The following is a 22,089-nucleotide window of genomic DNA, read 5'->3' as shown; positions in this document are numbered from 1 at the left end:
CGTGACCGTTCCCCGAACGCTTGCGCTGGCCCTTGACCTGCTTGTTCAGGGTTCGGAACCGGCACTCAGTACAGCTTGTTCACCGCCGTGACGGTGGTGGTCTTGAAGTCGGCCACCTGGGCGTGCTGGAAGGTGCCCATCTGGCCCCACCGGACGACCGTCACGGTGGCGCCGTCGCGGCCGACCGAGAAAAGGCCGATGTCGGAGGAGCCCCAGGCAGAGGCTGTGTGGATGCCGTAGACGTCGGCGCCCTCCTCGACGTTCAGCCGGCCGTAGTACTTCTGCGTCGCCGTGATGTCCGGGTCCTGCTGCATGAGCTTCTTCGCGCAGCCGGCCAGGTCCTTGCGCAGCAGCGCCGCGAAGTCCTTCGCCCACTGTTCGCTGCGCCCCTCGACCGTGAGCTGCTGGGCGTTCGTGTCGTACTCCGTCCAGTACTCCCGGTGCCAGGTGGTGGACGGCAGCGCGTCGCCCACGCACATCGGCAGCGGGTCGGGCTGGCCGGCCGTGACCGCTCCGGCGTACCACGGCGAGGCCGGGTGGGGCGGCAGGTCGGTCGGCTCCAGGAACCGGGGCGTGTCGGAGGCCGGCGTGATGGCGGCGGCGGCCGGGAAAGCGGCTGCGGCGATACCGGCCACGGCCGCCAGCGCGGCCACGGTGGTACGGATGCCTCGGGTACGGATCTGCATGGTCTCCCCCATTGGTTCCCCCGTCGAATGCGCGGGCTTGTGCCCTTGCCCCCCGTACGACCCACCACCGCCCGTGACGGTTGCCCTGTACGTCCGCTACGGATCCGTCCCGATTGTCACCGTCCTGCCACCGGGTTCGAGGATGGCATTCACCACCACCACCGGCGGGCCGGGGCACGGCCCCGCGGCCGTGGCGAGCCCCAGCCCCGCTTCCCGATCGAGAGTCAGACCGGGCATACGACGATCACAACGGATGACCGTAATGGACCAGGATGTGAGTGGCGCAGTAATCGCACGGCTTGGGCGCCACACGGGCAGCATGCCCGCCCGCCTGCTGCCCGCCATCCGGCACTGGCCCCGGAGTCCCCGCGTCACCACGCCTTCCGCCGGAGCTGCACAGGCTCGGTCGACCGCTGCGTCCGGGGCGGCTACGCGTTCGCGCCTGCTGCCACCGGTGTGCCGTCGGTCCGGCCGCTGCCACGCGACGCCCCTAGCGCGCAGTCGACGATCGACCGGGACATGAACCGCGCCGGGCTACGCCCCCTTGGATGGACACACTCCGGGCGCTGGCCTTCTCCGCACCGGCAGCTGCCCGAGCCCGACCAGCTGAAGGACCTCAGCTTCGTCCAGCGGTACCAGCCCATCGCCAAGCGCCTGTGCGCGGCGCTGGACGCCCGTCCCGCTTGCAGGGAATGACTCGACAGGTCGTTACGACCACCCACATGTCATGTCGGCCTCAGGAACAGGCACGAAGTCTCGCTCGCGCAGGGGCCCGGACGAACACGGGGTCGGCCGGCAGATGGCGCGGCACTTGGGCAGGTGACGGCGGTAAGTCGTCCACAAGTCCCCCAGAGCTCTCGTGGAATGACGAAGCGCCAGCCCAACGACCATACCCACCGTGGGGGCCCCATGACGGGGTTACCGCCAGTGCTTTCCGTGGCTGTACTGGCTGGTGTTCGCGGCCGTGCCGTCCAGGGCCCGCCCGACCGATCAGGAGGAGGGTTCTCATGCAGAGTCCCGTCCAGCTCCCGCCCGCCACGTCCGGGCCGTCGACCGGCGGCCTGGTCCGCTCCCGCCGGGCGATCGTCGCCGCCCGGGGCCGCAACGCCATCCCCTCGGACGGCGGCGGCACCCGCAAGAGCGACGGCAACGACTGACGGATCGGGAGCCCTGACGCGATGACGCACACGTCCATCGCGGCGTGCCTGGGCGAGGAACGCAGGCCCGAGCAGATTCGGGTGGCGCGCTGCCGTGCCGAGAGCATCGAGCCCCGCCGACGCCGGGCCGGTGCGACTGGATCGTGGCGGCTGCTCTGCGGGCGGCGAGGAGGTCATCTACAACTTGCTCTCGCCGAGAGGGTGGCGCCGGTGACCCTGTCGAAGTGGGAATGCCGCAGCCTGACCTGACCCACCCCGAGGCCCCAGTCAGCCCACAAGGCTGATGGGGGCTTCTTGTGTTTCCAGCTCAGTCGCCAAAGTCGACGAGCGGCGGGAGATCCTCCATGCTGGACTGGTCGTCGTTGGTCGTGTCGTATTGGACGCGTACGTAGGTGTGTCCGTCCCGGTGCAGGCGGTGTCCTGGCAGGCGGGTGCCGTCCTCGAAGTCCACCCTCTCGGGCATGATTCCGACCCTCTCCGGCCACACCTTCACAGTCTGGTGTTTGACCAGAGGGGTCGCGCCGATGATGTCGGCGTCCCACAGGTTGACGTGGAAGACGAACGGCTCGTCACGCTTCTCGTCGCCGGTGAAGTCGCCGGTAAGGGGGTCGCTGCTGCCCTGGAGGTACCCGGCCTGAAGTCCCCAGTTGAGGGGACGGTTCGGCTCGCAGACCTGCTGGTAGTGGTCCCGGGTCGCGTTGAAGAAGACGAGGGTTTTCCCCGCGTGGGTGACGGTGACCCTGCCGTAGACCTCGGCGCAGTATTCATGGGAGTCGACGGTGTGGGAGATGTCGTAAATCTGGATCTTGTCGATGACCAGAGAATGCCTGCCCGCCGGGTAGGAGGCCGCGTAAGCGGTGGTGGACGTCATGGCCAGGCCGAGGGCGGCCAGGGCAGTCAGGGCGGTACGGAGGCGCATCGGTTCTCCTCTTCGCGGGCGTGTTCCCCGGTTAACGACCGGTGGGGGAGACGGCGACGTCACAGGCCGCGGCCCCTACAACCTGCCGACCGCCCTGCCGAAGGCGACCGATCGGCGCTCGTTCTCCGGCACTGCCACCACCCAGGCCGAGGCCCTGCCACCCGACATCCTGGCCGCGATCGTGCGCGGGGCCATCGAGGCGACGTGACAGCCGGGCAGCCGACCTGCCCACCATCAGCTCCGGAAAACGTAAGGGTCCACCGACTCCGTCGGTGGACCCTTACGAAAGATCGAGGCTAAGGCGCCGAAGCTCAGGTCGCTCACTCCTCCATGATGGCATTGGGCGTTTCCTGCACCACGGTCACCATCCTGGTGAGTGCAGCGCGCATGTAGCGGATCCAGAGCTGCTTGAACGGCCCCGCGACGATCCAGCGGCGGCCGGGCAGCGGCCGGAAGTCGTAGGTCCACCGGATCGACGTGCCGGTGCCGTCGGGCAGGAACGACCACTCGCCGCGCACCCCGGAGGTCAGCTTGGCCAGCACGTTGGTGAAGCCACTCAGCTCGTAGGCGAACCCGTGCCCCTCCGCGATCTCGGTAAGACGCTCGTCGGCCTTGGAGCCGTCGGTGAACCAGGTCTGGCGCGACGTCCCCGGCCGGTTCCAGGTGCCGGTCTGGTCGCGCACTTCCGCGACGCCGGGCAGCGGTCCCCACGGCTTGAACACCTGGGCGAGGTCGATCGGCACGATGACCTGGTAGGTGTGGGCGGGGCTGGACGTTGTACGGGCGAAGACGGTGATCGGGACACTCGTTTTGGTCATGCCACGAGCATCGCGGCCAGCGCCTCCCGAGGCACACATGTGGGCTGCTCAGCCGTGCTCAGCGGTGCCCACAGGTCATTCCCTCGGCAACCGGCGTGGCGGCGTCGGTGTGGGTGTCGTGGCCGGTTGTCGCAGCAGTTGTTCGGTGAGGCGTTCCTTGGCCAGAGCAAGGTGACGCCGGTAGGTGCCATAGGGCACCCCGAGTCGTCGGGCGGCGGCCCTGTGAGTGCGGGAGGCCGTGATGTAGGTGGTGGTGAGGGCCTCGTGGGCTTTGACGCCCGCTGGGTCGATCTGTATCGCGTCGAGGGCGGTGGTGATGGCACCGCGCAGGTCGGCGGTCGGGTCGGGTGAGCCGGGCGTCACGAGATGGGAGTGCAGCAGGGCGCTGGTCGCGAATTCGCGCGGGGTGTGCCAGGTGCGCAGCGCCTCGAGTACGCCTTCCACGAACGCGGGTCGCGGCAGCTGGTCGCCCGGGCCACTCGCGGAGGCGGTTGCGGGCCATGTCGTCAGGGGCGTGAGTGCGGTGCGCGCCCAGTGTTGCACCCACTCTTCCACCGTCTGCCGTCGCCAGTCCCGGCCGAAGACGTGCTGTCGCAGGCCGCCGACGTCCACGGCCGCGACTTCCGGTATTCCGGCCTCGGCGAGGTAGCGTCCCCACCGGTCGGCGTCTTCGAAGACGGTGAAGGTCACCGCGCGTCCGTGGCTCCTCATCTCCTCGGCGATGGTGCGCCGGCTGCTGAGTTCCATCAGGGGTGAGGGCCGCTGTCGCCCGCCGGGTTGCACCGCGAAGCGGCGGATGCCGAGGTGTTCGCCCGGTCCCAGGGGAGCGGCCGTCTCCACGAGGTCCCAGACTGCCGCGATCACCGGGTCTGCGGCGCGGTCCTCGGGCAGCGGTGCGTCCAGCCGCAGGATGGCCATAAATGCAACGGGTGTGGTGGAGCTCGTGTAGCGGTGGACGCGGAAGGCCTCCGGCTGGCGGCGCAGCCAGTGCGCGACCGCGGCTGCCGATGCCGGGCCCTCGGCCTCCTCGGCCATACGCAGCACGGCGGGCACGTCTTCGGGCCGCAGCGGAGCGTCCTCGATGTGGGGGTGCTTCCGGTGGTCGTACAGGTTGTCCGGGCGGTCGTGGTCGCGGAAGAGGAACATCCATTCCGCGATTCGTAAGAGCGCGTCGTCGGCGGTGGCGGAGCGCACGGCGTGCAGGCCGGCGAGGGAGATGCGGGCGCGGATGTCGTCGTAGCGCTCGGGGTCCCGCCAGCGCAGGTCGGCCTCGAGGGTCGCCCGCACCGCGTCGTGCGGGTGCAGCCCTTCCGGTGTGACCTCGATGTAGGGCAGCTGGCGCAGCCAGGCGAACACCGTATGAGTATCCTCGTCACCCAGTACGGCGCGCAGCAAGGGCTCGCGGGTGACGTAGGTCTGCGCGACGACCTCGAGGGCGCGTCGGTGGACGGCGCTGGGCAGGTCACCGACCAGCCGCTTGACCAGGGTCGTCAGGATGTCGCCGGTCGGCTCCCACAGTGCGCCGGGTGCCGCCGGAGGCACGGAGGCGGCCAGCGAGAGGGCGAGCGGGCTGCCTCCGGCGAAGGCGACGAAGGCGCCGCGCTGCTCGGCGGGGACACCCCGGGCGGCGAGCAGGGCGTCGGACTCGGCGGGATCGAGCGGCCGTATCGGCAGTTCGGTGAACAGCTGCGCCCACCCGGGGTCCAGTGACCATTCGGCATCGGGGGCGGTCCTGCCGGCCACCACCACGATTGCATGGTCGGCGAGCCGCGGCAGGAAGGTCTCGCGCAGCCACGCCTCAAGGGGCTGGCACTGCTCGAAGGTGTCGATGAGCAGCACCGCGCCGGGTTCGGTGCACGCCGGGGCGGCGGCTTCCTCCAGCCTGCGCGGGTCGGCGTCGAGGAACCGTCCGTCCACGTGCACCACGCGGCGGCCCGCGAGTTCGGCCTGCCGGGCGGCGTAGCGCACCAGCGAGGACTTGCCGATGCCGCCGGGACCGTGCAGGTACACCACGAGCGGAGCGTCCGGCGCCCCCGACAGCATCCGGTCTAGCACCGCTCGCTCCGGCTCCCTGCCCACCAACGCACCGGCCCGTGCCGAGGCCAGCCGGTCCGCCAGTCCCACCCCTTGCAATCTGCGCTCCTCGGAATTAGCAGTAGCAGTCAGCCTGTCGGCGGTCACGTCGCCGGACCGCCCATCGCGATCACACCACACAGCACGGCCGCATCCGTGACCGGAGCGGGTCCGGGACCGGCCGTGTCCCCGGTCACGTCGGAGGTAGGCCGTCCCTGCTCGCCGTCCCCGGGGCTAGAGGAACTCGCTCCGGTAGGTCGCGGCCAGTTCGGCCGCAAGGCGGCGGCGCTCCATGAGTTCGTCCTCCGACAGCTGCGGCGGCGGCGCGTCCTTGCCCTCGACGACGTCGCCGATGCGCAGGAAGTACTCGTCCTGGCCTGCCGGGGTGCACATGCACAGCATGCGGGCCGGCGCACCCGAGACGTTGCGGAAGTTGTGCGGCGCGTTGGCCGGAACGTTGATCGTGGATCCGGCCCCAACGGTGTGCTTCTCGCCGCGGAAGGTGAATTCGATCTCGCCCTCGAGGATCGTGAACATCTCCTCGAAGTCGTGCCGGTGCGGGGGCGGGCCGCCGCCGTCGGGCACGCGCATGTCGATCAGGCAGTACCGGCCGTCGGTCTGCTCGCCGGTGACCAGCATGGCGTATGTGTTGCCCACCAGTGAGACGTACGTCGTGCCGGGGTCGTCCGGGTGCGCCACGGTCAGGGACCGGGACGGATCGTCATCGGGAATCATCGCGGTTGCCTCCTCGAAGGTCGGTCAGGTGGGGATCAGTGGTCGGCGGGACCACGACTTCGTCAGCGGGCAGTGCGCCCGCGGAGGCGGCGCCGGCGTGGACGGCGGCACTCGCGGACGGAAGATCGTCAACGGTTGAACTAAGGCCAAGGGTAGGAACGGCCGTGCGAAGAAAGCGTGTACGTTTGCGACACGAGATGGGATCCCGGCGACAACTCCATGCGCGCGGAGGGCAGATGAGCAGCAGACCGAGCGCCAAGGTGGGCGCGTTCACCGTCGACTCCACCCGTACGGGGCGGGGAACGTGGGAGTTGTTCGTCGACACCTGGACCGCCCGCATGGGCGACCTGTATCCCATGTCGGTGTTCAGCGCTTCCGCGGTCGGCGGCTTCCGGGGAACCATGCGCTCGGTGACTATGCAGGACACGGTCGTCAACGAGACCTGGGGCTCCTCATCCGTGCGCACCCAGGCGGTCGGTACGCATGAGCACGACCAGGTCAGGCTGTATGTCGGGCTGCGAGGTGCGACGACCCTGCGGGACCCGCACGATCAGGGCGGTGACGCGTACGTCTCGGCCGGCACCTATTTCATGCACCACGTCGTGACGGAGAACCACTTCCACACCACGCCCGAGATCGGCAGGCGCGTCTTCTTCTTCCCCGGTGACGCTCTGCGGTCCCTGGTCGCCGGGAAACCACGCGCCGGGCAGGCCACCTCGCCCGCGGCGCAGATCCTCATGGCACACACCAGCATGGTCCAGCGGACCGTGAGCGACCTCGGCCAGGCGGGCGTGCACGCGGCCCGCAACGCCCTGCTCGAACTGGCCAAGGGGCTGGTCCTGGACGACTTCGACGACAGTGAGCCCGCCTTCATCCCGGCGCTGGCACAAGCGGCCAAGGATCTGGCCGATGCCCGGCTCACCGACGCCGAGTTATCGCCGGCCGCGATCGCCGCGCGCCTGCACGTCTCGGTGCGCACCCTGCAGCGGGCCTTCGCGAGTCTGGACGAGTCGTTCAGCGCCTACATCCGCCGCCGACGCCTGGAGGAAGCCGCCGCGGCACTGACCGCCTCCGGGTCACGGCTCACTGTGTCCGAGGCCGCCGCGCGCTGGCACTTCACCGACAGCAGCCACTTCATCCGCGCATTCAAGAAGCAGTACCGAGCGACACCAGCGCAGTTCGCACGCCGACCGGCCTGACGACTCAGTGCCTCCGCCCACGTTCCCGTTCACCGGCGACTGCGGCCCGGCGTCTTGCCGCGTCCTGATCCGCTGCGGTCGCCGGGGGGCTCCGACGCCCGTCGAGTCCTTACGCTCCGCCTTTGCGGCGGCGGGAGGCGGCCGAGCGGGGCGGCGTCGAGCGCATGTGGTCGCGCACCGGCGCCAGCAGGCCGGCGAGAGCTGTGACGTCGTCGCGCGAAAGCGGTTCGAACAGAAGGTTGTTGACCACCTCGATGTGACCTGGCAGCACCTTCGCGAGCAGCTCACGTCCCTCCTCGGTGAGGGTGACGGTGATGCTCCGCTCGTCGTCCTGTGAGGGGGCGCGGACGACCAGGCCCTCCTTTTCGAGCAGACCTACCTGGTAGGTCAGGCCGCTGCGGCTGTAGACGACGCCGTCGGCCAGGTCGGTCATGCGGTGGCTGCCCGTCGGCGAGTCCCCGAGGCGGGCCAGCAGCTGGAACTGCACATAACTGAGATCACCGGCCTCGCGCAGCTGCTGCTCGACCGCATGCCGGAGCAGGCTGGTCACTTCGACGAGGTCGAAGTAGGCGCCGAGCTGCACGGGGTCGAGCGACGGCGGTGAATCAGGCATGACCGCAGTCTACTGCTTCGAATTCGAAGAATATGGTGTGCCGTGTGGCGTGCCCCCGTTCCAGCCACCGCAGACGGAGCTGGAACTGAACTCCTCCGCGCATGCCGGTGCCATCCCGGGTGAAGTGAGCCGGACGCGAGGGTCTCACGGGCCCGATGTCGTGCCCCGGCGAGCGCACGGTGTGGGCAGTGTTGGGCCCCACTGAGCACTCCAGAACATGGAGATCGGGCCATGCTGCAGCGCAGGGTTACGAGCAGGAGGACGGCGCCGCCGCCCACGGATCCCGAGGACCGGCCATGACCATCCCCTACCTCGCACAGCGTGAGGACCAGCAGCAGCTCGAGTGGATCGGCGGGAGCGTTTTCAGCGTCCTGCTCGACGCCGAGGTGACCGGTGGGCATCTGATCGTCGGCTGCCGCGACGTCAGCAAGGGCGAGGTGCCCGGCCGCAGGGAGGAAGCCATGAACGCGATGCCACGATGAGCACCGTCGCTTGGAGCCCGGTGTCCTTGGCCGTGGTGAGCGCCGGTGTGGTCCGTCCGAGTCCGACTCGCCGGCTCGCGGACTGGATCGCGGAGGCTGTGTGCCGGTCACTGGCGGCCGGCGGCGCGCGCGCCGAGGTGGAGGTGCTGGAGCTGCACCGACTGACGGCCGACCTCGCCCAGCACTCCATCCAGGGCCGCGCCAGCCTCGACCTGCGCGAGGCGATCACGGCGGTCGCCGCGGCCGACGGGCTGGTGGCGGCGACCCCGGTGCTCGCCACATCCCCGGGCGAGGTGTTCGACTCGTTCCTCACCGTCCTCGGGCACGGAGTCCTCTCCGGCATGCCGGTGCTGCTGGCGCTCGACAGCAGCACCCGCCGGCAGCCACCCGACCTCGCACAGATGATGCGCAGGCGCCTGACCGACATGCACGCCGACCCCGGACCCACGGTCGTCATCGCCGGTCCCGCCGACTGGCAGACCGCGGCCCGCAGCGACGCGGCGCGGCTGCGCGCCTGCATCGACCAAGCCGCCGCCGAACTCGCCGCGGCGATGCGCTCGCCCCGGCAGTGACCGACAGCACTTGCTTCGAATTCGAAGCAGATGTACAGTCCTCAACAGTTACTTCGAATTCGAAGCAACTGAGCCAGCTTGGATCGCAGTGAAGGTGAGAACCGAAATGAAGGCAGTACGTTTCCACGAGTACGGCACCCCCGACGTCCTGCGCCACGAGGACGTGGAGCAGCCCGTCCCCGGGGCCGGTGAGGTCCGCATCCGCGTCGCCGCCACGTCCTTCAACCCCGTCGACGGCAACATCCGCGGCGGCTTCATGCGCGGCCCCATCCCGGTGAACCTGCCCCACACCCCAGGCATCGACGTCGCCGGCACGGTCGACACGCTGGGCGAGGGCGTGGACGGCATAGCGGTCGGCGACGACGTCATCGGCTTCCTGCCGATGGACGGCAACGGCGCCGCCGCGGAATACGTGATCGCGCCCGCCGAGGTCCTGACGCCGGCTCCCAAGAGCGTCCCACTGCCCGACGCCGCCGCCCTGCCTCTCGTGGGCCTCACCGCGTACCAGGCGCTGTTCGACCACGGCAAGCTCACGGCCGGGCAACGCGTGCTGATCAACGGCGCCGGCGGAGCGGTCGGCAGCTACGCCGTACAACTGGCCAAGAACGCCGGCGCCCACGTCACCGCCACGGCCGGCCCGCGCAGCAACGAAGCGGTCACCTCCGCCGGCGCCGACGAGGTCATCGACCACACCACCACCAGCCTGACCGCGGCCGTGACCGAACCGGTCGACCTCGCACTCAACCTCGCACCGGTCGACCCGGCCGAACTGGCCACGCTCCTCACCCTCCTCCGCCCGGGCGGCGTCCTGGTCAACACGACAGTGTGGATGCCCGCACCCAGCGACGAAGAGCGCGGCGTACGCGGCATCGACCTGTTCGTCCGCAGCGACGCCGACCAACTGGCACAACTGGTGGCACTGACCGACCGCGGCGAACTGCACATCACCGTCGCCGAACGGGTACCGCTGGCCGAACTGCCGGCGCTGCACACCCGGGCCGCCGAAGGCGCAGTACACGGCAAAGCCATCGTCGTCCCGTCCGCCACCTGACGCCCCACCCCCACCGAGGGAAAAGGCCATGGCCCTCAGCGTGGACACCCAAATCGCCACCGCGCCGACCCCGAAGGCCAGCGCGATGCGAGCGCCACACCGCTGGCCGTAGGCGATACCTCGGCTACCGTGCCGTGCCGTGTGGGAGCCGAGCATCGGCGCGGCCGGAACGGCCCAGCCGGTCCCGGCGGACGTAAAAACGAGCGAGCACCACGCGACCGCCACCGACGGGGCCCGGATCGCGCCGGGCATGGCGGCCCGCGGCGCCGGGCAGATCGTGAACGCCGAACTGGCACGGAACAACATCCACGTCCATGCCCCGTGCCCGGACGTCGTCGCACCGGGTTCCACGAGCGCCAGGGGCTGGAGGGGCTTCCCGGAGCTGGTGCCCGCTGACACCGATCCCGTGCTCGCCGGCAAGGCCCTGCGCCCGGGATACCTGACAACGGCGCCGAACTCACGCACGTTCTTCTAGTACCGGCCCAACACCGGCTGTGAGACACCGGCAGCCGACGAAGCCGCCAAGGCGACCACGACCGCCGCAAAGGTTCCCGGCTTCGCCGCCGAACTGATCCCCCGGGCCTTCGCCGGCTCGGTCCGGGTTCCCGTACTTCGCCGTCGGCGATCACGACTACCTGTACGCAGGTGACGACCCGGAAGAATTCGTGCCCGATCAGAAGGGGCCCTTCGGCGCGGCCCCAGCGTCGACGCCCTACTCATCAAGGACGCGGCGCGCGACCCGGCACTGCACCACACCCTCCGCAGACCAATCACCTCATCAACCGATGGGCCGCGTCCCACCCCTGATCACTGGAGCTGTTCGTCTACAGCGACGCCGACCAGTTGTCGCGGTTGTCGGCACTGGTCGACTCCAGCGAACTGCGCGTCGACGTGGCGCAGCGGGCGCCGCTGGCCGAGCTGCCGGCCGTCCATACCCAGGCCGCCAAGGGTGCGTTGCTCGGCAAGATCATCATCGTCTCCCCGCTGCCTGACATCCCGTCACCCCCTATCAGAACAGTCCAGAGCAGGACGGTTAGGAAAGACCATGTCACTTTCGCTGGATCCCGAGATCGCCGAGGTACTGGCCCCGATGGCCGGCGCGATGGCGGACGCGCCACCACTGGCGGTGGGCGACATCGCGGGCCGCCGCGCCCTGTGGGAGCCGATCATCGGCGCTGCGGGAACCGCCCAGCCCCTCCCGGCTGATGTGACCACCAGCGAGCACCACGCGACCGCCGACGACGGCACACACATAAGAATGCGCTGGTACGTCAAGGACGGCGCCGCACCAGGCCCGGCCGTGCTGTTCTTCCACGGCGGCGGATACATCTTCGGCCACATCGACCTGTTCGACGGGCCGGTCTCCCGCTACGTGTCCGCCAGCGGCGTGCCGATGCTGTCGGTCGAGTACCGCCGCGCTCCCGAACACGCCTTCCCGGCCCCGCTCGAGGACGCATACACCGCGCTGCGCTGGTTGCACGAGCACGCGTCCGAGCTGGGCGTCGACCCCGGCCGGATCGGTGTGATGGGGGACAGTGCCGGCGGCGGCATGGCCGCGGCCGTGTCGATCCTCGCCCGCGACCGCGGCGGCCCGCTCATCGCCCGCCAGATCCTCATCATGCCCATGCTCGACGACCGCACCACCACCCCCGACCCGCACATCGCGCCCTACGTGTTGTGGTCCTATGACGACAGCCGCACCGCCTGGCCGGCTCTGCTCGGCGAAGCCGCCGGCGGGCCCGACGTCCCGGCCACGGCGGCCCCGGCCCGCCTCGAGGACGCCACCGGACTGCCCCCGGCCTACATCGAGGTCGGCCAGCTCGACGTCTTCCGTGACGAAGACACCGCCTACGCGACCAAGCTCAGCCGGGCCGGGGTGTCCGTGGAATTCCACCTGCACCCCGGCGCCCCGCACGAGTTCGACTCCATCGCCTTCACCTCCGACGTCGCCCGGCGTGCCATCGCCGATCGGGTCCGGGTGCTCAAGTCGATCTGAACCGCGACCACCCAGCCACCCACTGCACGGAAAGAACACCATGACCCTCTGGACCCCCATCACCGTCGGCAAGATCGAGCTTCCGCATCGCCTCGCGATGGCACCGATGACCCGTGACCGCTCGCGGGCGGACGGTGTCCCCACTGACCTCAACCGCGAGTACTACCGTCAGCGCGCCTCCATGGCCCTCATCATCACCGAGGGCACCCAGCCCTCCGCCGACGGTCAGGGTTACCTGCTGACGCCCGGCATCCACACCGAGGCGCACATCGCCGGCTGGCAGGAGGTCACCAGCGCCGTGCACGCCGCAGGCGGCCGCATCGTCGTCCAGCTCATGCACACCGGCCGCATCTCACACCCCGACAACACCCCGCACGGCCGCCAGCCGGTCGCCCCCTCGGCCATACGGCCCAAGGGCGGCATGTACACCGCCTCCGGCCTGCAGGACATGCCCACCCCACGGGAACTGACCACTGGAGAGGTCGAAGGCGTGGTGGAAGAGTTCCGGCACGCGGCGTCGGCGGCCGTCGCCGCCGGCTTCGACGGCGTCGAGATCCACGGCGCCAACGGCTACCTCGTCCACCAGTTCCTCGCCGGCAACACCAATCAGCGCACCGACCGCTACGGCGGCCCGATCGCCAACCGCATCCGCTTCGCCACCGAGGTCGCGTCCGCGGTGGCCGATGAGATCGGCGCCGAACGCACCGGCCTGCGCATCTCCCCGGCCAACCCCTTCAACGACATCGCCGAGCACGACACCCGCGACCTGTACACGGCGCTGCTCGCGGCTGTGGCGCCGTTGGACCTCGCCTACCTGCACGTGATCCACGGCGGCGACGAGGAGCTGTTGCGGGAACTGCGGCAGGAATGGCCGACGGCTCTGTTCCTCAACCGCGCGGGCGCCGACATCGACGCGCGCGTCACCGACCTCGACGCCGGCCTGGCCGACGTCATCACCGTCGGCACGACGGCGCTGGCCAACCCCGACCTCCCGGCCCGCCTCCGCTCGGGCGCACCGCTCAACGAGGCCGACCCGGCGACCTTCTACGGCGGCGACCACCGCGGCTACACCGACTACCCCGCACTCCCCGAGGCGTCCGCTGGCGGTGCCCACCACCTCGGACAGACCGCGTGACCGCGCCCGAACGCCGGCTCGCCGGCCTCTTCGTCGAGGTGACCACCACTCACGGTTCGTGGCGCATCAGCGCACCCTACAACCGTCGGCTCACCGCGGCCGCCGACGCCGACGGAACTGAAGCCTGTCCTCGCCCTGGGCGCAGGCCTCAACAGCTGACGGCCGCAGCTCAGGGGCTAGGTGTTCTATCTCGGGAGGTTGTGGACGGGTGAGCCAGGTCGCGGCTGAGGGATCTTGAACGGGTGAGGGTCTTCCGGCTCGGTGTGGATTGCGACGTCTACGCCTACCGAAAGGCCCTCGTGCGCCGGGCGCCGAACGCTTGCAGGTCTCGCCCACGACAGCTCGGCGATGGTCCGACCGCTACCGGCGCGATGGCGAAGCCGGTATGGCCGACCTCTCCAGCCGGAGCCCTACATCAGCAACACCGAACGCACCGGCGCCCTGTGCAGACTTCCAGCACGCCTACACCCAGGTCGTGACCTCGTGAGCGCACGGTGCGGGCAGTGTTGGGCCCCACTGAGCACTCCAGGACATGGAGATCGGGCAATGGCGCGGTGCAGGGTTGCTGGCAGGAGGATGGCGCCGTCGCCCACACATCCCCAGGAGCGGCCATGAACATCCCCTGCCTCGCGCAACGTGAGGACCAGCAGCAGCTCGAGTGGATCGGCGGGCAGCGCAATGCAACCTGGAGTGGTCCGGCCGTCCGCGTAGGCACGGGCAAGCTGCCTGCACTCCGTGTCTCGATGCTTGGCCACATTGTTCGTTGAGGTGCTTGTGCCCCTCCGCTACCGCACCCATAGCCATCGTCCCCCCGCGCCTACATCGAACGACCAGCAACTCTCACCCTGCATGCGAAGGAGAGCGGGCATGTCCGTCGCAGACCCCGAGTCTGATAGATCAGCTACTGCCGAGGCCGTTCCGGCACCTTCTCGGCGCACGTTCATCGCTACAGCCACGGCCGTCTCAGGGGCCGTCGTCGCGGGCGGCCTTGCCACGGCACCGGCCGCACTCGGCGGAACGGAGGCGGCGGCCGCCGAGGGGCCTCCTGCCAGCACCGTTTCCCTGACGATCAACGGCGTCCGGCACACCGCCACTGTCGACAACCGCGTCTCTCTTCTCGACCTGTTGCGCGAGCACCTCGATTTGACCGGTTCCAAGAAGGGCTGCAATGCCGGAGCCTGCGGTGCCTGCACCGTGCTGGTCGACGGCCACCGCGTCAACTCATGTCTGACCCTGGCCGTTCGGCTGGAGGACGCCGAGGTCACCACCATCGAGGGGCTGGCCGACGGCGACCACCTCCATCCGCTGCAGCAGGCGTTCATCGATCAGGACGCCTATCAGTGCGGCTTCTGCACGTCGGGCCAGATCATGTCCGGCGTCGGCTGCATCAAGGAAGGCCACACCCGAACGCCCGACGAGATCCGGGAATGGATGAGCGGGAACCTCTGCCGCTGCGGCTGTTACGTCAAGATCGTTCGCGCGGTCGAGCAGGCCACTGGCCAGAAGTAAGGTGAACGATGTACCCCTTCACCCTCACCAAGGCAACCGGCACCACGGAAGCCCTCGAGGCCGGTGGGCGCGGCGGCCGGTACATAGCCGGCGGCACCACCCTCGTCGACTTGATGCGTGAGACCGTGGAGCGCCCTGGCCTCCTGGTCGACATCACCGCCCTGCCGTTGCGTGACACGGCCCTCACCAAGGACGGCGGCTTACGCATCGGCGCCCTGGTCCGCATGACGGAAGCCGCAGCACACCCACTCGTACGCGACCTCTACCCGGTCATCTCCCAGGCACTGGAGCTGAGCGCCTCCGCCCAGCTCCGTAACATGGCCACCATCGGCGGGAACATCATGCAGCGCACTCGCTGCACCTACTTCCGGGACGTGACCGCCGACTGCAACAAACGTGAGCCGGGTTCCGGCTGCGCGGCCCTCAACGGCTTCAACCGCGGCCACGCCATCCTCGGCACCTCCGACCATTGTGTGGCCACACACCCGTCCGACCTGGCCGTAGCCCTCGCCGCGCTGGAGGCGAGCGTCCACCTGACGGCCCCGGACGGGAGCAGGCGCACCATCGCCTTCACGGACTTCCTGCTTCAGCCGGGCAGCACGCCTGAGCGTGAGCAGGCACTGCAGCCAGGTGAGTTGATCACGGCGGTGGAGATCCCTGCCATGCCCCGTCCGCTGAAGTCGGGCTACCTGAAGGTCCGTGACCGCCAGTCCTACGAGTTCGCGCTCACCTCGGCTGCGGTGGCCCTTCACATCCGCAGCGGAGTGATCCGCGATGCGAAAGTCGCCGCCGGTGGTGCGGGCACAGTGCCCTGGAGAATGCCGGCCATCGAGCAGGCCCTCATCGGTGAACGTCCTTCCGGTCGGCTGTGGTCCAAGGCCGCCAGCCATGCGGCCGACGGCGCACGCCCCCTCACGCACAACGGTTTCAAGGTCGAACTGCTCAAACGCACCGTCGAGCAGCAGTTGCGCACCGTCGGAGGCACCTCATGAGCCAGCCACAAGCCGCCGTCGGCGCGTCCGTGGCCCGGGTTGACGCCCGGCTGCGAGTCACCGGGAAAGCGAAGTACGCAGGCGACAACAATCCCGGCGGCGTCGTTCACGCAGTCATCGTCGACAGCAGAGTCGGCCTCGGCCGCATCACCGGCGTCGACGCGGTCGCCGCCCTCGCCCAACCCGGTGTCCTCACCGTCATCAGCCACCTCAACGCGCCCAAGCTTCCGCCCGTCCAGAGCAACGGCTACCCTCCCGGCACGCCACTGCGGGCCTTCCAGGATGACAAGGTGCGCTTCTTCGGCCAACCCGTCGCGGTCGTGGTGGCTACGACACTCGAGGTCGCCCAGCACGCCGCGGGCCTGGTGCAGGTCTCCTATGACGCGGAGCGCCCCTCGACCGACCTGAGAGCGGCGCCTCCCGCCGACAACCCCGTGACCTATGCACGGGGCGACGCGGACCGGGCACTGGGCTCCGCCGACGTCAAGCTGGACCTGACCTTCCAGATGGCCCGCCAGCACCACAACGCGATGGAACCAGCCGGCATCGTCGCCCGCTGGGACGGGGACAAACTCACCATCTGGGAGAAGAGCCAAGCGGTTCAGTACAGTCAGTTCAGCATGGCTGCCGAATTCGGCATACCGCCGCAGAACGTTCACGTCATCTCGCCGGTGGTCGGCGGGGCCTTCGGCAACGCCTTCCGCACCTGGGTCCACTCCGTCATCGCGGCCATTGCCGCACGCCAGGTGAAACACCCCGTCAAACTCGTACTCACCCGTAGGCAGTTGTACTTCGGGATCGGCTACCGGCCCGCGTACTCATACGGGCTGCGGATGGGCAGCGACCGGCGGGGCCACCTGACCGCCGCCGTGCACGATGTCGACTCCGAGACATCCACCTACGAAACACACCTGGAGGACACCCTCGTCCCCGGGCGGATGCTCTACAGCACGCCGAACGTCGAGCAGACCCACCGGTCCGTCCCTCTGGACGTCAACACACCGACATGGATGCGTGGCCCGGGATACTCCACCGGCGCCTACCCCCTCGAGTCGGCGATGGACGAACTCGCCCATGAGCTGGGCATCGACCCGATCGAACTGCGTCTGCGCAACGAACCCGCCGACGATCAGTCCAATGGACTGCCGTTCTCCACTCGCCGCCTGCGGGAGTGCTACACCACCGGCGTCCGCGAATTCGAATGGAAACGGCGGAACGTGAGACCCGGCTCCACCCGCGACGGCGACTGGTACGTCGGCATGGGTATGGCCGCCGGCGTATACGACACCCAGCGCGCCGCATCACAGGCTTCCGTGCGACTGAACGTCGACGGCACGGCCCTGGTTCAGTCCGGGACCAGCGACATGGGGCCCGGCACCGCCACCTCCATGACGCAGGTCGCCGCTGACGCTCTGGGCCTGACCATGCGCCACGTGATCTTCCGGCTCGGCGACTCGACCATGCCTGCGGCCGCGGGACACTTCGGATCGCAGACCATGGCGAGCGTCGGATCCGCCGTGCAGGACGGTTGTGACAAGCTGCGTAAGGAGGCCATCGCCCTTGCCGTCAACGACGAGGGCTCTCCGCTGTACGGAGCAGACCCTGCCCATGTAGAGGTGCGTGGCGGCCGGCTGTTCGTAACCGATGACCCGGCGCGGGGGGAGACCTACCAGCGCCTGTTGTCCCGCAACAAGCGCACCTGCCTCGAAGCGCTCGGCTCATGGGCTCCGCCGGAGGGAGCCGCTCGGTACTCCCTGTTCGCCTACGCGGCCACGTTCGCGGAGGTCGCCGTGCACGCCCGGCTCGGCCTGGTGCGGGTCCGGCGCATGCTGGGCGTCTACGACACCGGTAGGATCATCAGTCCCGCGCTCGCCGACAGCCAGGCACTGGGGGCCATGATCGGGGGACTGGGCGCGGCCCTGCTCGAACACACGGTCACCGACCATCGCGACGGCCGGATCGTCAACGCCAACTTCGCCGACTACCTTGTCCCCTCGCATGCCGACATCCCCGACATCAGGGCGATCTACCTGGCGGACGGCCAGGATCTCGTAGCCGACCCGATCGGTGTGAAGGGACTCGCCGAGATCGTCTGCATCGGTGTCACCCCGGCCATTTCCAACGCCGTCTTCAACGCCACGGGCCGACGCATCCGGCAGTTGCCCATCACCCCCGAGCTCCTGCTCTGACCCTCCGGGGGATGCCTCTCCCGTGGGTCAACCCGATTTCCTCAGCGCCCGGGGCCGACGGCTCGGCCCCGGGCATGAAGGCCGCCGCCACGGACATCTCCCCGAGGGGCATGCCGCTGGCCCGCCACTTCAACAATTTCACCGCACGGGGAGCCCGTCATGCTCAATATCGCGGACACACTGCGCCAATGGTGCCGCGAAACAAGCCCATTTGCCCTGGCCACCGTCGTCGACGTCAGCGGCAGCGCCCCCCTGCCTCGTGGCACCGCGCTGGCGGTGGACAGGCACGGCAACGCCGTCGGTAATGTCTCCGGCGGCTGCGTCGATGGGGCCGTGTACGACCAGTGCCGGGATCTGCTGGCCACCGGCGGCGCTCCCGGCCGCCTTCGGTTCGGCTATTCCGACGACGACGCCTTCGCCGTCGGCCTGACGTGCGGCGGAGAAATAGACGTTCTCGTGCAGCGCGTCGACCCTGCCGCCGAACAGCACCTCGGCACAGCACTCGATCACGTCCTTAAGGGACGGTCCGCGGCGGTGGCCCAGGTAGTGGACGGCCCCCAGCACCTCCTCGGCCGCACCCTCGCAGTGGCCGGCGACAGCGAGGAACACGACGGGACCCTCGGTGGCACGCGCGTGGACGAGGCCGTCGCGTCGAGGGCCCGCGCGCTGCTCCGGGCAGGCCGCACGGCAAGTGTGGAGATCGGCCCTGACGCCTCCACCTGCCCACAGCGATTGACCATCCTGGTCCATACTCACGTCACCCGCCCCCGCATGCTGATCTTCGGCGCTGTCGACTTCGCAGCTGCCCTCAGCCAGGTCGGCCACTTTCTCGGATACCACGTCACTGTCTGCGATGCCCGCCCGGTTTTCACCTCACCCGCCCGTTTCCCCTACGCCGACCAGGTAGTTGTCGACTGGCCTCACCGCTACCTGGAGCGCACCGAGGTCGACACGCGCACGGTGATCTGCACCCTGACCCACGACTCCAAGTTTGACGTGCCCCTGCTCCAACAGGCCCTTGCTCTCCCGGTGGGCTACGTCGGTGCGCTGGGGGCGCGGCGCACCCATGAGGAACGCCTGAAGCGCTTGCGTGACGCCGCGGTTCCGGAGGACCGGCTCGTGCGCCTGCACTCTCCCATCGGCCTCGATCTCGGCGCCCGCACGCCCGAGGAGACAGCGATCTCGATCGCTGCCGAGATCATCGCCCGCACACACGGCGCCACAGGCCTGCCCCTGTCACAGTGCATCGGACCCATCCACCAAGCCGTCCACCTATGAACTACTCGCTCGCCTCTCCCCACTCCAGTACGACCACGTCAACTTCTTGGGCCGCTACGCCTTCACCCGACGAGTAGCCGCGCGCCCGTACAGTCGAAAGCAGTCCGGGCCGGTGTCACCCCTATGACTCCGGCCCGGACCGCCTTGTGTCCGAGGCTCAGTCGGCCCGTCGGGTGGAATTGAGAAGCTCGCGGTATCGCGTGGCATGCACGGCGAGGTCCTCGTCGGAGACGGTGCGGGCCCCGTGCAGAACCAGCGGCTCGGCAAGACGCATGCCGATCAGACGGGCGGTGGCCTCGATGGGTGCCAGCAGCTGAGTCAGCGTGAAACGGGAGGTGGGATCGACGGAAGCGTACGACTCTTCCGGCCCGCCTGTTGAGGTGACCAACTGGAGGGTCTTGCCGCGCAGTGCGGAGCCGCTGCTGCCGTAGGCGAAGCCGTGGGTGAGGACCTGGTCGATCCATGCCTTGAGCACTGCCGGGACGGAGTACCAGTACCAGGGGAACTGCCACACGATCCGGTCATGGTCGCGCAACAGTTGCTGGTCACGGGCGATGTCGAAGCGGCCATCGGGATAGGCGGGACCGATCTCATGGACGGTGACGTGTGTGAGGTCACTCACGGCCTCGGCCAGGCGGGCGGTGATGCGGGAGGAGGCCAGGTCGGGATGGGCAACAACAACCAGGGTGCGCGAGGACGGCGGGCCGGTGGAGGTCGCGGAGGGCAGGCTGGAATTGTTCATCGCGGTTGATCCTTGACTGTGGTCGGCTTACGGGAGACGTGGCAGCAGCTGATCCGTACGCCACCGCCGGTGATACAGGTGACGCACTCGACGGAGCCGGTGTCCCGTGCTCGACGTCAGTGCCGCCGATGGCGGGTGGTGCAACGGGGGCACTGCCCGGGGGAGAGTTACTTGCTGTCGATGCGGCCGATCGCCGTTCCGGCCTCGGCGAGGGCGGAGATGGCCTTGGCCCATCCGGCGTCGGACGAATCCAGCGCGCTGCGCAGATATGCAATGGTCAGGCGTTGCAGGACGGCGACGCGCTCCGGGTTCTCGTCGGTGGTCTCCGCGGCTTCCCAGTTCGGGATGCCGCCCAGGGAGTGTTCCGCGCCGAACAGGGTGAGCAGGTCGGTGGCTCCCGGGCTGTGAGTGTAGGCGTCGGTGAACCAGTCCGGGCCGCGGCTGGACATCCTGGACTGGTCGTGGTCGCCGGCGACCACGAGGGTTGGGGTGGTGAGTTCGGCGAAGGAGGGGTTCATGAACGGGAAGTGCTCCTTGGCGAACGGGTGCAGTTCCTCGCCGCCAATCCCGGTCGCGGCCAGCAGCACACCGGCCTTGATCCGCCCGTCCGCATAGTCCCTGCCCGCCTGGCCGGATGCATCGAGGATGCGGGCGCCGAGCAGCATCTGGACCGTCTGTGCGCCCCAGGAGTGGCCGGCGGCGACGACCTGGTCCCGGTTCACTCGCCCGGCGAGCCCCGGTACAGCTGTTTCCAAGGTGTCGAACTGGTCGAGGACACGTACCAGGTCCGCGTGCCGTTCGGTCCAGATCTGCCCGAATGCGGGGTCGTCGAATCCGATGCCGTTGCGGCGGGAGTCGAGGTGGGTCGGCTGCACGACGACGAAGCCCTGCGACGCCCAGAACGCGGTCAGCGGAGCGTAGCCGTCCAGCGACCAGCCGTTGCCGTGCGAGAACAGCAGGATCGGCAGGTTGTCACCGCTCACGGGTGCGGAGACCCGCACCGCCAGGGGGACGGCTCGGCCGGGGGCGTCCAGCGCGATGGGGGCGACGGAGACGACCCGGTGGCCGGCGCCGACGACCTCGTCCAGCGCGTGCACGATCGGAGTGTCGGTTGCTGTGGGAGTGCTGCTCATGGGGGCACCTGATCCTTTGCGTTTAAGGGGGACGCCGCCCACAATGAAAGCGGAGCGACGTTCCGTATAATACGGAACGATGTTCCGTTTCTCAAATCCTCCGAACGAAAGCGCCCCCGATGACCGCCGACCCGAACGCCTCTGCCGCGACGCCGCGCGGCAAGCGCACCGACGCCCGTCGCAACGAGCAGGTCCTGCTCGATGCGGCGGCAGCCGTATTTGTCACGCATGGGGTCGACGCGCCGGTGCGGCTGATCGCGTCGCAAGCGGGTGTGGGGATGGGGACGATCTACCGGCACTTCCCGACGCGCCCGGCCCTGATCGCGGCGGTCTACCGTCACCAGGTCGAAGCACTTGCCAAGGCCGGGCCTGCCCTGCTGCGGGAGGAAGGGGAACCAAGCGCGGCGCTGCGGCGATGGGTGGCCGAGTTCGTGGACTTCCTGGTCACCAAGCACGGGCTCGCCGGCGCCATGGGGGCCGACGTCGACGGCGCGGACGATTTGCACAGGTTCTTCCTCGACCAGCTGGTGCCCGTCTGTGACGCCCTCCTGCTGGCGGCCCTCGGCGACACCGGCATGAAGCAGATCTCCGGGTTCATGCTCATGCGCGGCATCGGCAACCTCTGCATCGGCGCCGGCAACGACGTCCGCTACGACGCCGGCCGTTTGGTCGACCTGCTCGTCACCGGCGTGCTCGCGACCGAGTGGGCCGACCAAACGGCCGGCGTCGTAGCGAGGAAAGCTCCGTCCGAATGAGTGCCCCCAACACGCACTTCGAGCGGTGAAACAGCCGGCCAGTCTGAGGCCGCAG

At 69.2% G+C, this 22,089-nt stretch carries 23 protein-coding genes; 14 read left to right on the top strand and 9 right to left on the bottom strand.

Features of this window, described 5'->3' with window-relative positions:
• Positions 1–65: 65 nt before the first annotated feature.
• The gene (locus ABZT93_RS35425) at positions 66–698 is read right to left on the bottom strand and encodes a hypothetical protein (RefSeq protein WP_356112417.1); all 633 of its coding nucleotides are present in this window, start codon (positions 696–698) and stop codon (positions 66–68) included.
• A 995-nt stretch (positions 699–1,693) separates the two neighbouring features.
• On the opposite strand from ABZT93_RS35425, the gene ABZT93_RS35420 reads away from it, so the two are divergent.
• Positions 1,694–1,843, top strand: coding sequence for a hypothetical protein (locus ABZT93_RS35420; protein WP_356112416.1), 150 nt, complete (start codon positions 1,694–1,696; stop codon positions 1,841–1,843).
• Between the two features lie 307 nt (positions 1,844–2,150).
• Here the strand turns inward: ABZT93_RS35420 and ABZT93_RS35415 are convergent, their stop codons facing one another.
• The 4 genes from ABZT93_RS35415 to ABZT93_RS35400 all read right to left on the bottom strand — a co-directional run bounded on the left by ABZT93_RS35415 (position 2,151) and on the right by ABZT93_RS35400 (position 6,388).
• Entirely contained in the window at positions 2,151–2,762 is a 612-nt protein-coding gene (locus ABZT93_RS35415; protein WP_356112414.1) for a hypothetical protein, read from the bottom strand.
• A 320-nt stretch (positions 2,763–3,082) separates the two neighbouring features.
• Positions 3,083–3,580 (bottom strand): SRPBCC family protein, encoded by a 498-nt coding sequence (locus ABZT93_RS35410; RefSeq protein ID WP_356112412.1) that lies wholly within the window; start codon positions 3,578–3,580, stop codon positions 3,083–3,085.
• 75 nt (positions 3,581–3,655) lie between these two features.
• The gene (locus ABZT93_RS35405; RefSeq protein ID WP_356112410.1) at positions 3,656–5,704 is read right to left on the bottom strand and encodes an ATP-binding protein; all 2,049 of its coding nucleotides are present in this window, start codon (positions 5,702–5,704) and stop codon (positions 3,656–3,658) included.
• 183 nt (positions 5,705–5,887) lie between these two features.
• Positions 5,888–6,388, bottom strand: coding sequence for a cupin domain-containing protein (locus ABZT93_RS35400; protein WP_356112408.1), 501 nt, complete (start codon positions 6,386–6,388; stop codon positions 5,888–5,890).
• 236 nt (positions 6,389–6,624) lie between these two features.
• On the opposite strand from ABZT93_RS35400, the gene ABZT93_RS35395 reads away from it, so the two are divergent.
• Positions 6,625–7,587: a helix-turn-helix domain-containing protein gene (locus tag ABZT93_RS35395; RefSeq protein ID WP_356112407.1), complete on the top strand. Its 963-nt coding sequence runs from the start codon at positions 6,625–6,627 to the stop codon at positions 7,585–7,587.
• Between the two features lie 109 nt (positions 7,588–7,696).
• Here the strand turns inward: ABZT93_RS35395 and ABZT93_RS35390 are convergent, their stop codons facing one another.
• Positions 7,697–8,200: a MarR family transcriptional regulator gene (locus ABZT93_RS35390; protein ID WP_356112405.1), complete on the bottom strand. Its 504-nt coding sequence runs from the start codon at positions 8,198–8,200 to the stop codon at positions 7,697–7,699.
• 296 nt (positions 8,201–8,496) lie between these two features.
• On the opposite strand from ABZT93_RS35390, the gene ABZT93_RS35385 reads away from it, so the two are divergent.
• The 4 genes from ABZT93_RS35385 (at position 8,497) to ABZT93_RS35370 (ending at position 10,780) form a co-directional block, all read left to right on the top strand.
• Entirely contained in the window at positions 8,497–8,682 is a 186-nt protein-coding gene (locus ABZT93_RS35385; protein WP_356112403.1) for a hypothetical protein, read from the top strand.
• Positions 8,679–9,254 (top strand): NAD(P)H-dependent oxidoreductase, encoded by a 576-nt coding sequence (locus tag ABZT93_RS35380; RefSeq protein WP_356112401.1) that lies wholly within the window; start codon positions 8,679–8,681, stop codon positions 9,252–9,254. The genes ABZT93_RS35385 and ABZT93_RS35380 overlap by 4 nt, the downstream gene beginning before the upstream one ends.
• A 106-nt stretch (positions 9,255–9,360) precedes the next feature.
• Positions 9,361–10,305, top strand: coding sequence for an NADP-dependent oxidoreductase (locus ABZT93_RS35375; protein ID WP_356112399.1), 945 nt, complete (start codon positions 9,361–9,363; stop codon positions 10,303–10,305).
• 139 nt (positions 10,306–10,444) lie between these two features.
• Entirely contained in the window at positions 10,445–10,780 is a 336-nt protein-coding gene (locus ABZT93_RS35370) for a hypothetical protein (protein ID WP_356112397.1), read from the top strand.
• A gap of 349 nt (positions 10,781–11,129) precedes the next feature.
• Here ABZT93_RS35370 and ABZT93_RS35365 read toward each other — a convergent pair whose 3' ends face one another.
• Positions 11,130–11,270: a hypothetical protein gene (locus tag ABZT93_RS35365; protein ID WP_356112395.1), complete on the bottom strand. Its 141-nt coding sequence runs from the start codon at positions 11,268–11,270 to the stop codon at positions 11,130–11,132.
• Positions 11,271–11,350: 80 nt separating this feature from the next.
• On the opposite strand from ABZT93_RS35365, the gene ABZT93_RS35360 reads away from it, so the two are divergent.
• The 7 genes from ABZT93_RS35360 to ABZT93_RS35330 all read left to right on the top strand — a co-directional run bounded on the left by ABZT93_RS35360 (position 11,351) and on the right by ABZT93_RS35330 (position 19,404).
• Entirely contained in the window at positions 11,351–12,301 is a 951-nt protein-coding gene (locus ABZT93_RS35360) for an alpha/beta hydrolase (RefSeq protein ID WP_356112394.1), read from the top strand.
• A gap of 40 nt (positions 12,302–12,341) precedes the next feature.
• Positions 12,342–13,436, top strand: coding sequence for an alkene reductase (locus ABZT93_RS35355; RefSeq protein WP_356112392.1), 1,095 nt, complete (start codon positions 12,342–12,344; stop codon positions 13,434–13,436).
• A 268-nt stretch (positions 13,437–13,704) separates the two neighbouring features.
• Positions 13,705–13,923, top strand: coding sequence for a helix-turn-helix domain-containing protein (locus tag ABZT93_RS35350; protein WP_356112390.1), 219 nt, complete (start codon positions 13,705–13,707; stop codon positions 13,921–13,923).
• Between the two features lie 380 nt (positions 13,924–14,303).
• Positions 14,304–14,945: a (2Fe-2S)-binding protein gene (locus tag ABZT93_RS35345; protein WP_356112388.1), complete on the top strand. Its 642-nt coding sequence runs from the start codon at positions 14,304–14,306 to the stop codon at positions 14,943–14,945.
• Positions 14,946–14,953: 8 nt separating this feature from the next.
• Complete coding sequence (locus ABZT93_RS35340; protein ID WP_356112386.1) at positions 14,954–15,937, top strand: xanthine dehydrogenase family protein subunit M; 984 nt, start codon at positions 14,954–14,956, stop codon at positions 15,935–15,937.
• The gene (locus ABZT93_RS35335) at positions 15,934–18,126 is read left to right on the top strand and encodes a xanthine dehydrogenase family protein molybdopterin-binding subunit (RefSeq protein ID WP_356112383.1); all 2,193 of its coding nucleotides are present in this window, start codon (positions 15,934–15,936) and stop codon (positions 18,124–18,126) included. Before ABZT93_RS35340 ends, ABZT93_RS35335 begins: the two co-directional genes overlap by 4 nt.
• Before the next feature lie 159 nt (positions 18,127–18,285).
• Positions 18,286–19,404: an XdhC/CoxI family protein gene (locus tag ABZT93_RS35330; protein WP_356112382.1), complete on the top strand. Its 1,119-nt coding sequence runs from the start codon at positions 18,286–18,288 to the stop codon at positions 19,402–19,404.
• A 157-nt stretch (positions 19,405–19,561) separates the two neighbouring features.
• Here ABZT93_RS35330 and ABZT93_RS35325 read toward each other — a convergent pair whose 3' ends face one another.
• Both ABZT93_RS35325 and ABZT93_RS35320 read right to left on the bottom strand, forming a co-directional pair.
• Positions 19,562–20,146 carry an NAD(P)H-dependent oxidoreductase gene (locus tag ABZT93_RS35325; protein ID WP_356112380.1) on the bottom strand — a complete coding sequence of 195 codons (585 nt, stop codon included), beginning with the start codon at positions 20,144–20,146 and terminating at the stop codon, positions 19,562–19,564.
• 167 nt (positions 20,147–20,313) lie between these two features.
• The gene (locus tag ABZT93_RS35320; protein ID WP_356112378.1) at positions 20,314–21,279 is read right to left on the bottom strand and encodes a chlorophyllase; all 966 of its coding nucleotides are present in this window, start codon (positions 21,277–21,279) and stop codon (positions 20,314–20,316) included.
• A 119-nt stretch (positions 21,280–21,398) separates the two neighbouring features.
• Here ABZT93_RS35320 and ABZT93_RS35315 point away from each other — a divergent pair, with 119 nt between their 5' ends.
• Positions 21,399–22,034, top strand: a complete 636-nt coding sequence (locus tag ABZT93_RS35315; RefSeq protein ID WP_356112377.1) for a TetR/AcrR family transcriptional regulator — start codon at positions 21,399–21,401, stop codon at positions 22,032–22,034.
• The last annotated feature ends 55 nt before the right edge of the window (positions 22,035–22,089 follow it).

Origin of the sequence: Streptomyces sp. NPDC005303, from assembly GCF_040607335.1 — a bacterium.
Taxonomy (GTDB): Bacteria; Actinomycetota; Actinomycetes; order Streptomycetales; family Streptomycetaceae; genus Streptomyces.
Note: the sequence above shows the minus strand (reverse complement) of the source record. Positions and strands in the feature narration are given on the sequence as shown.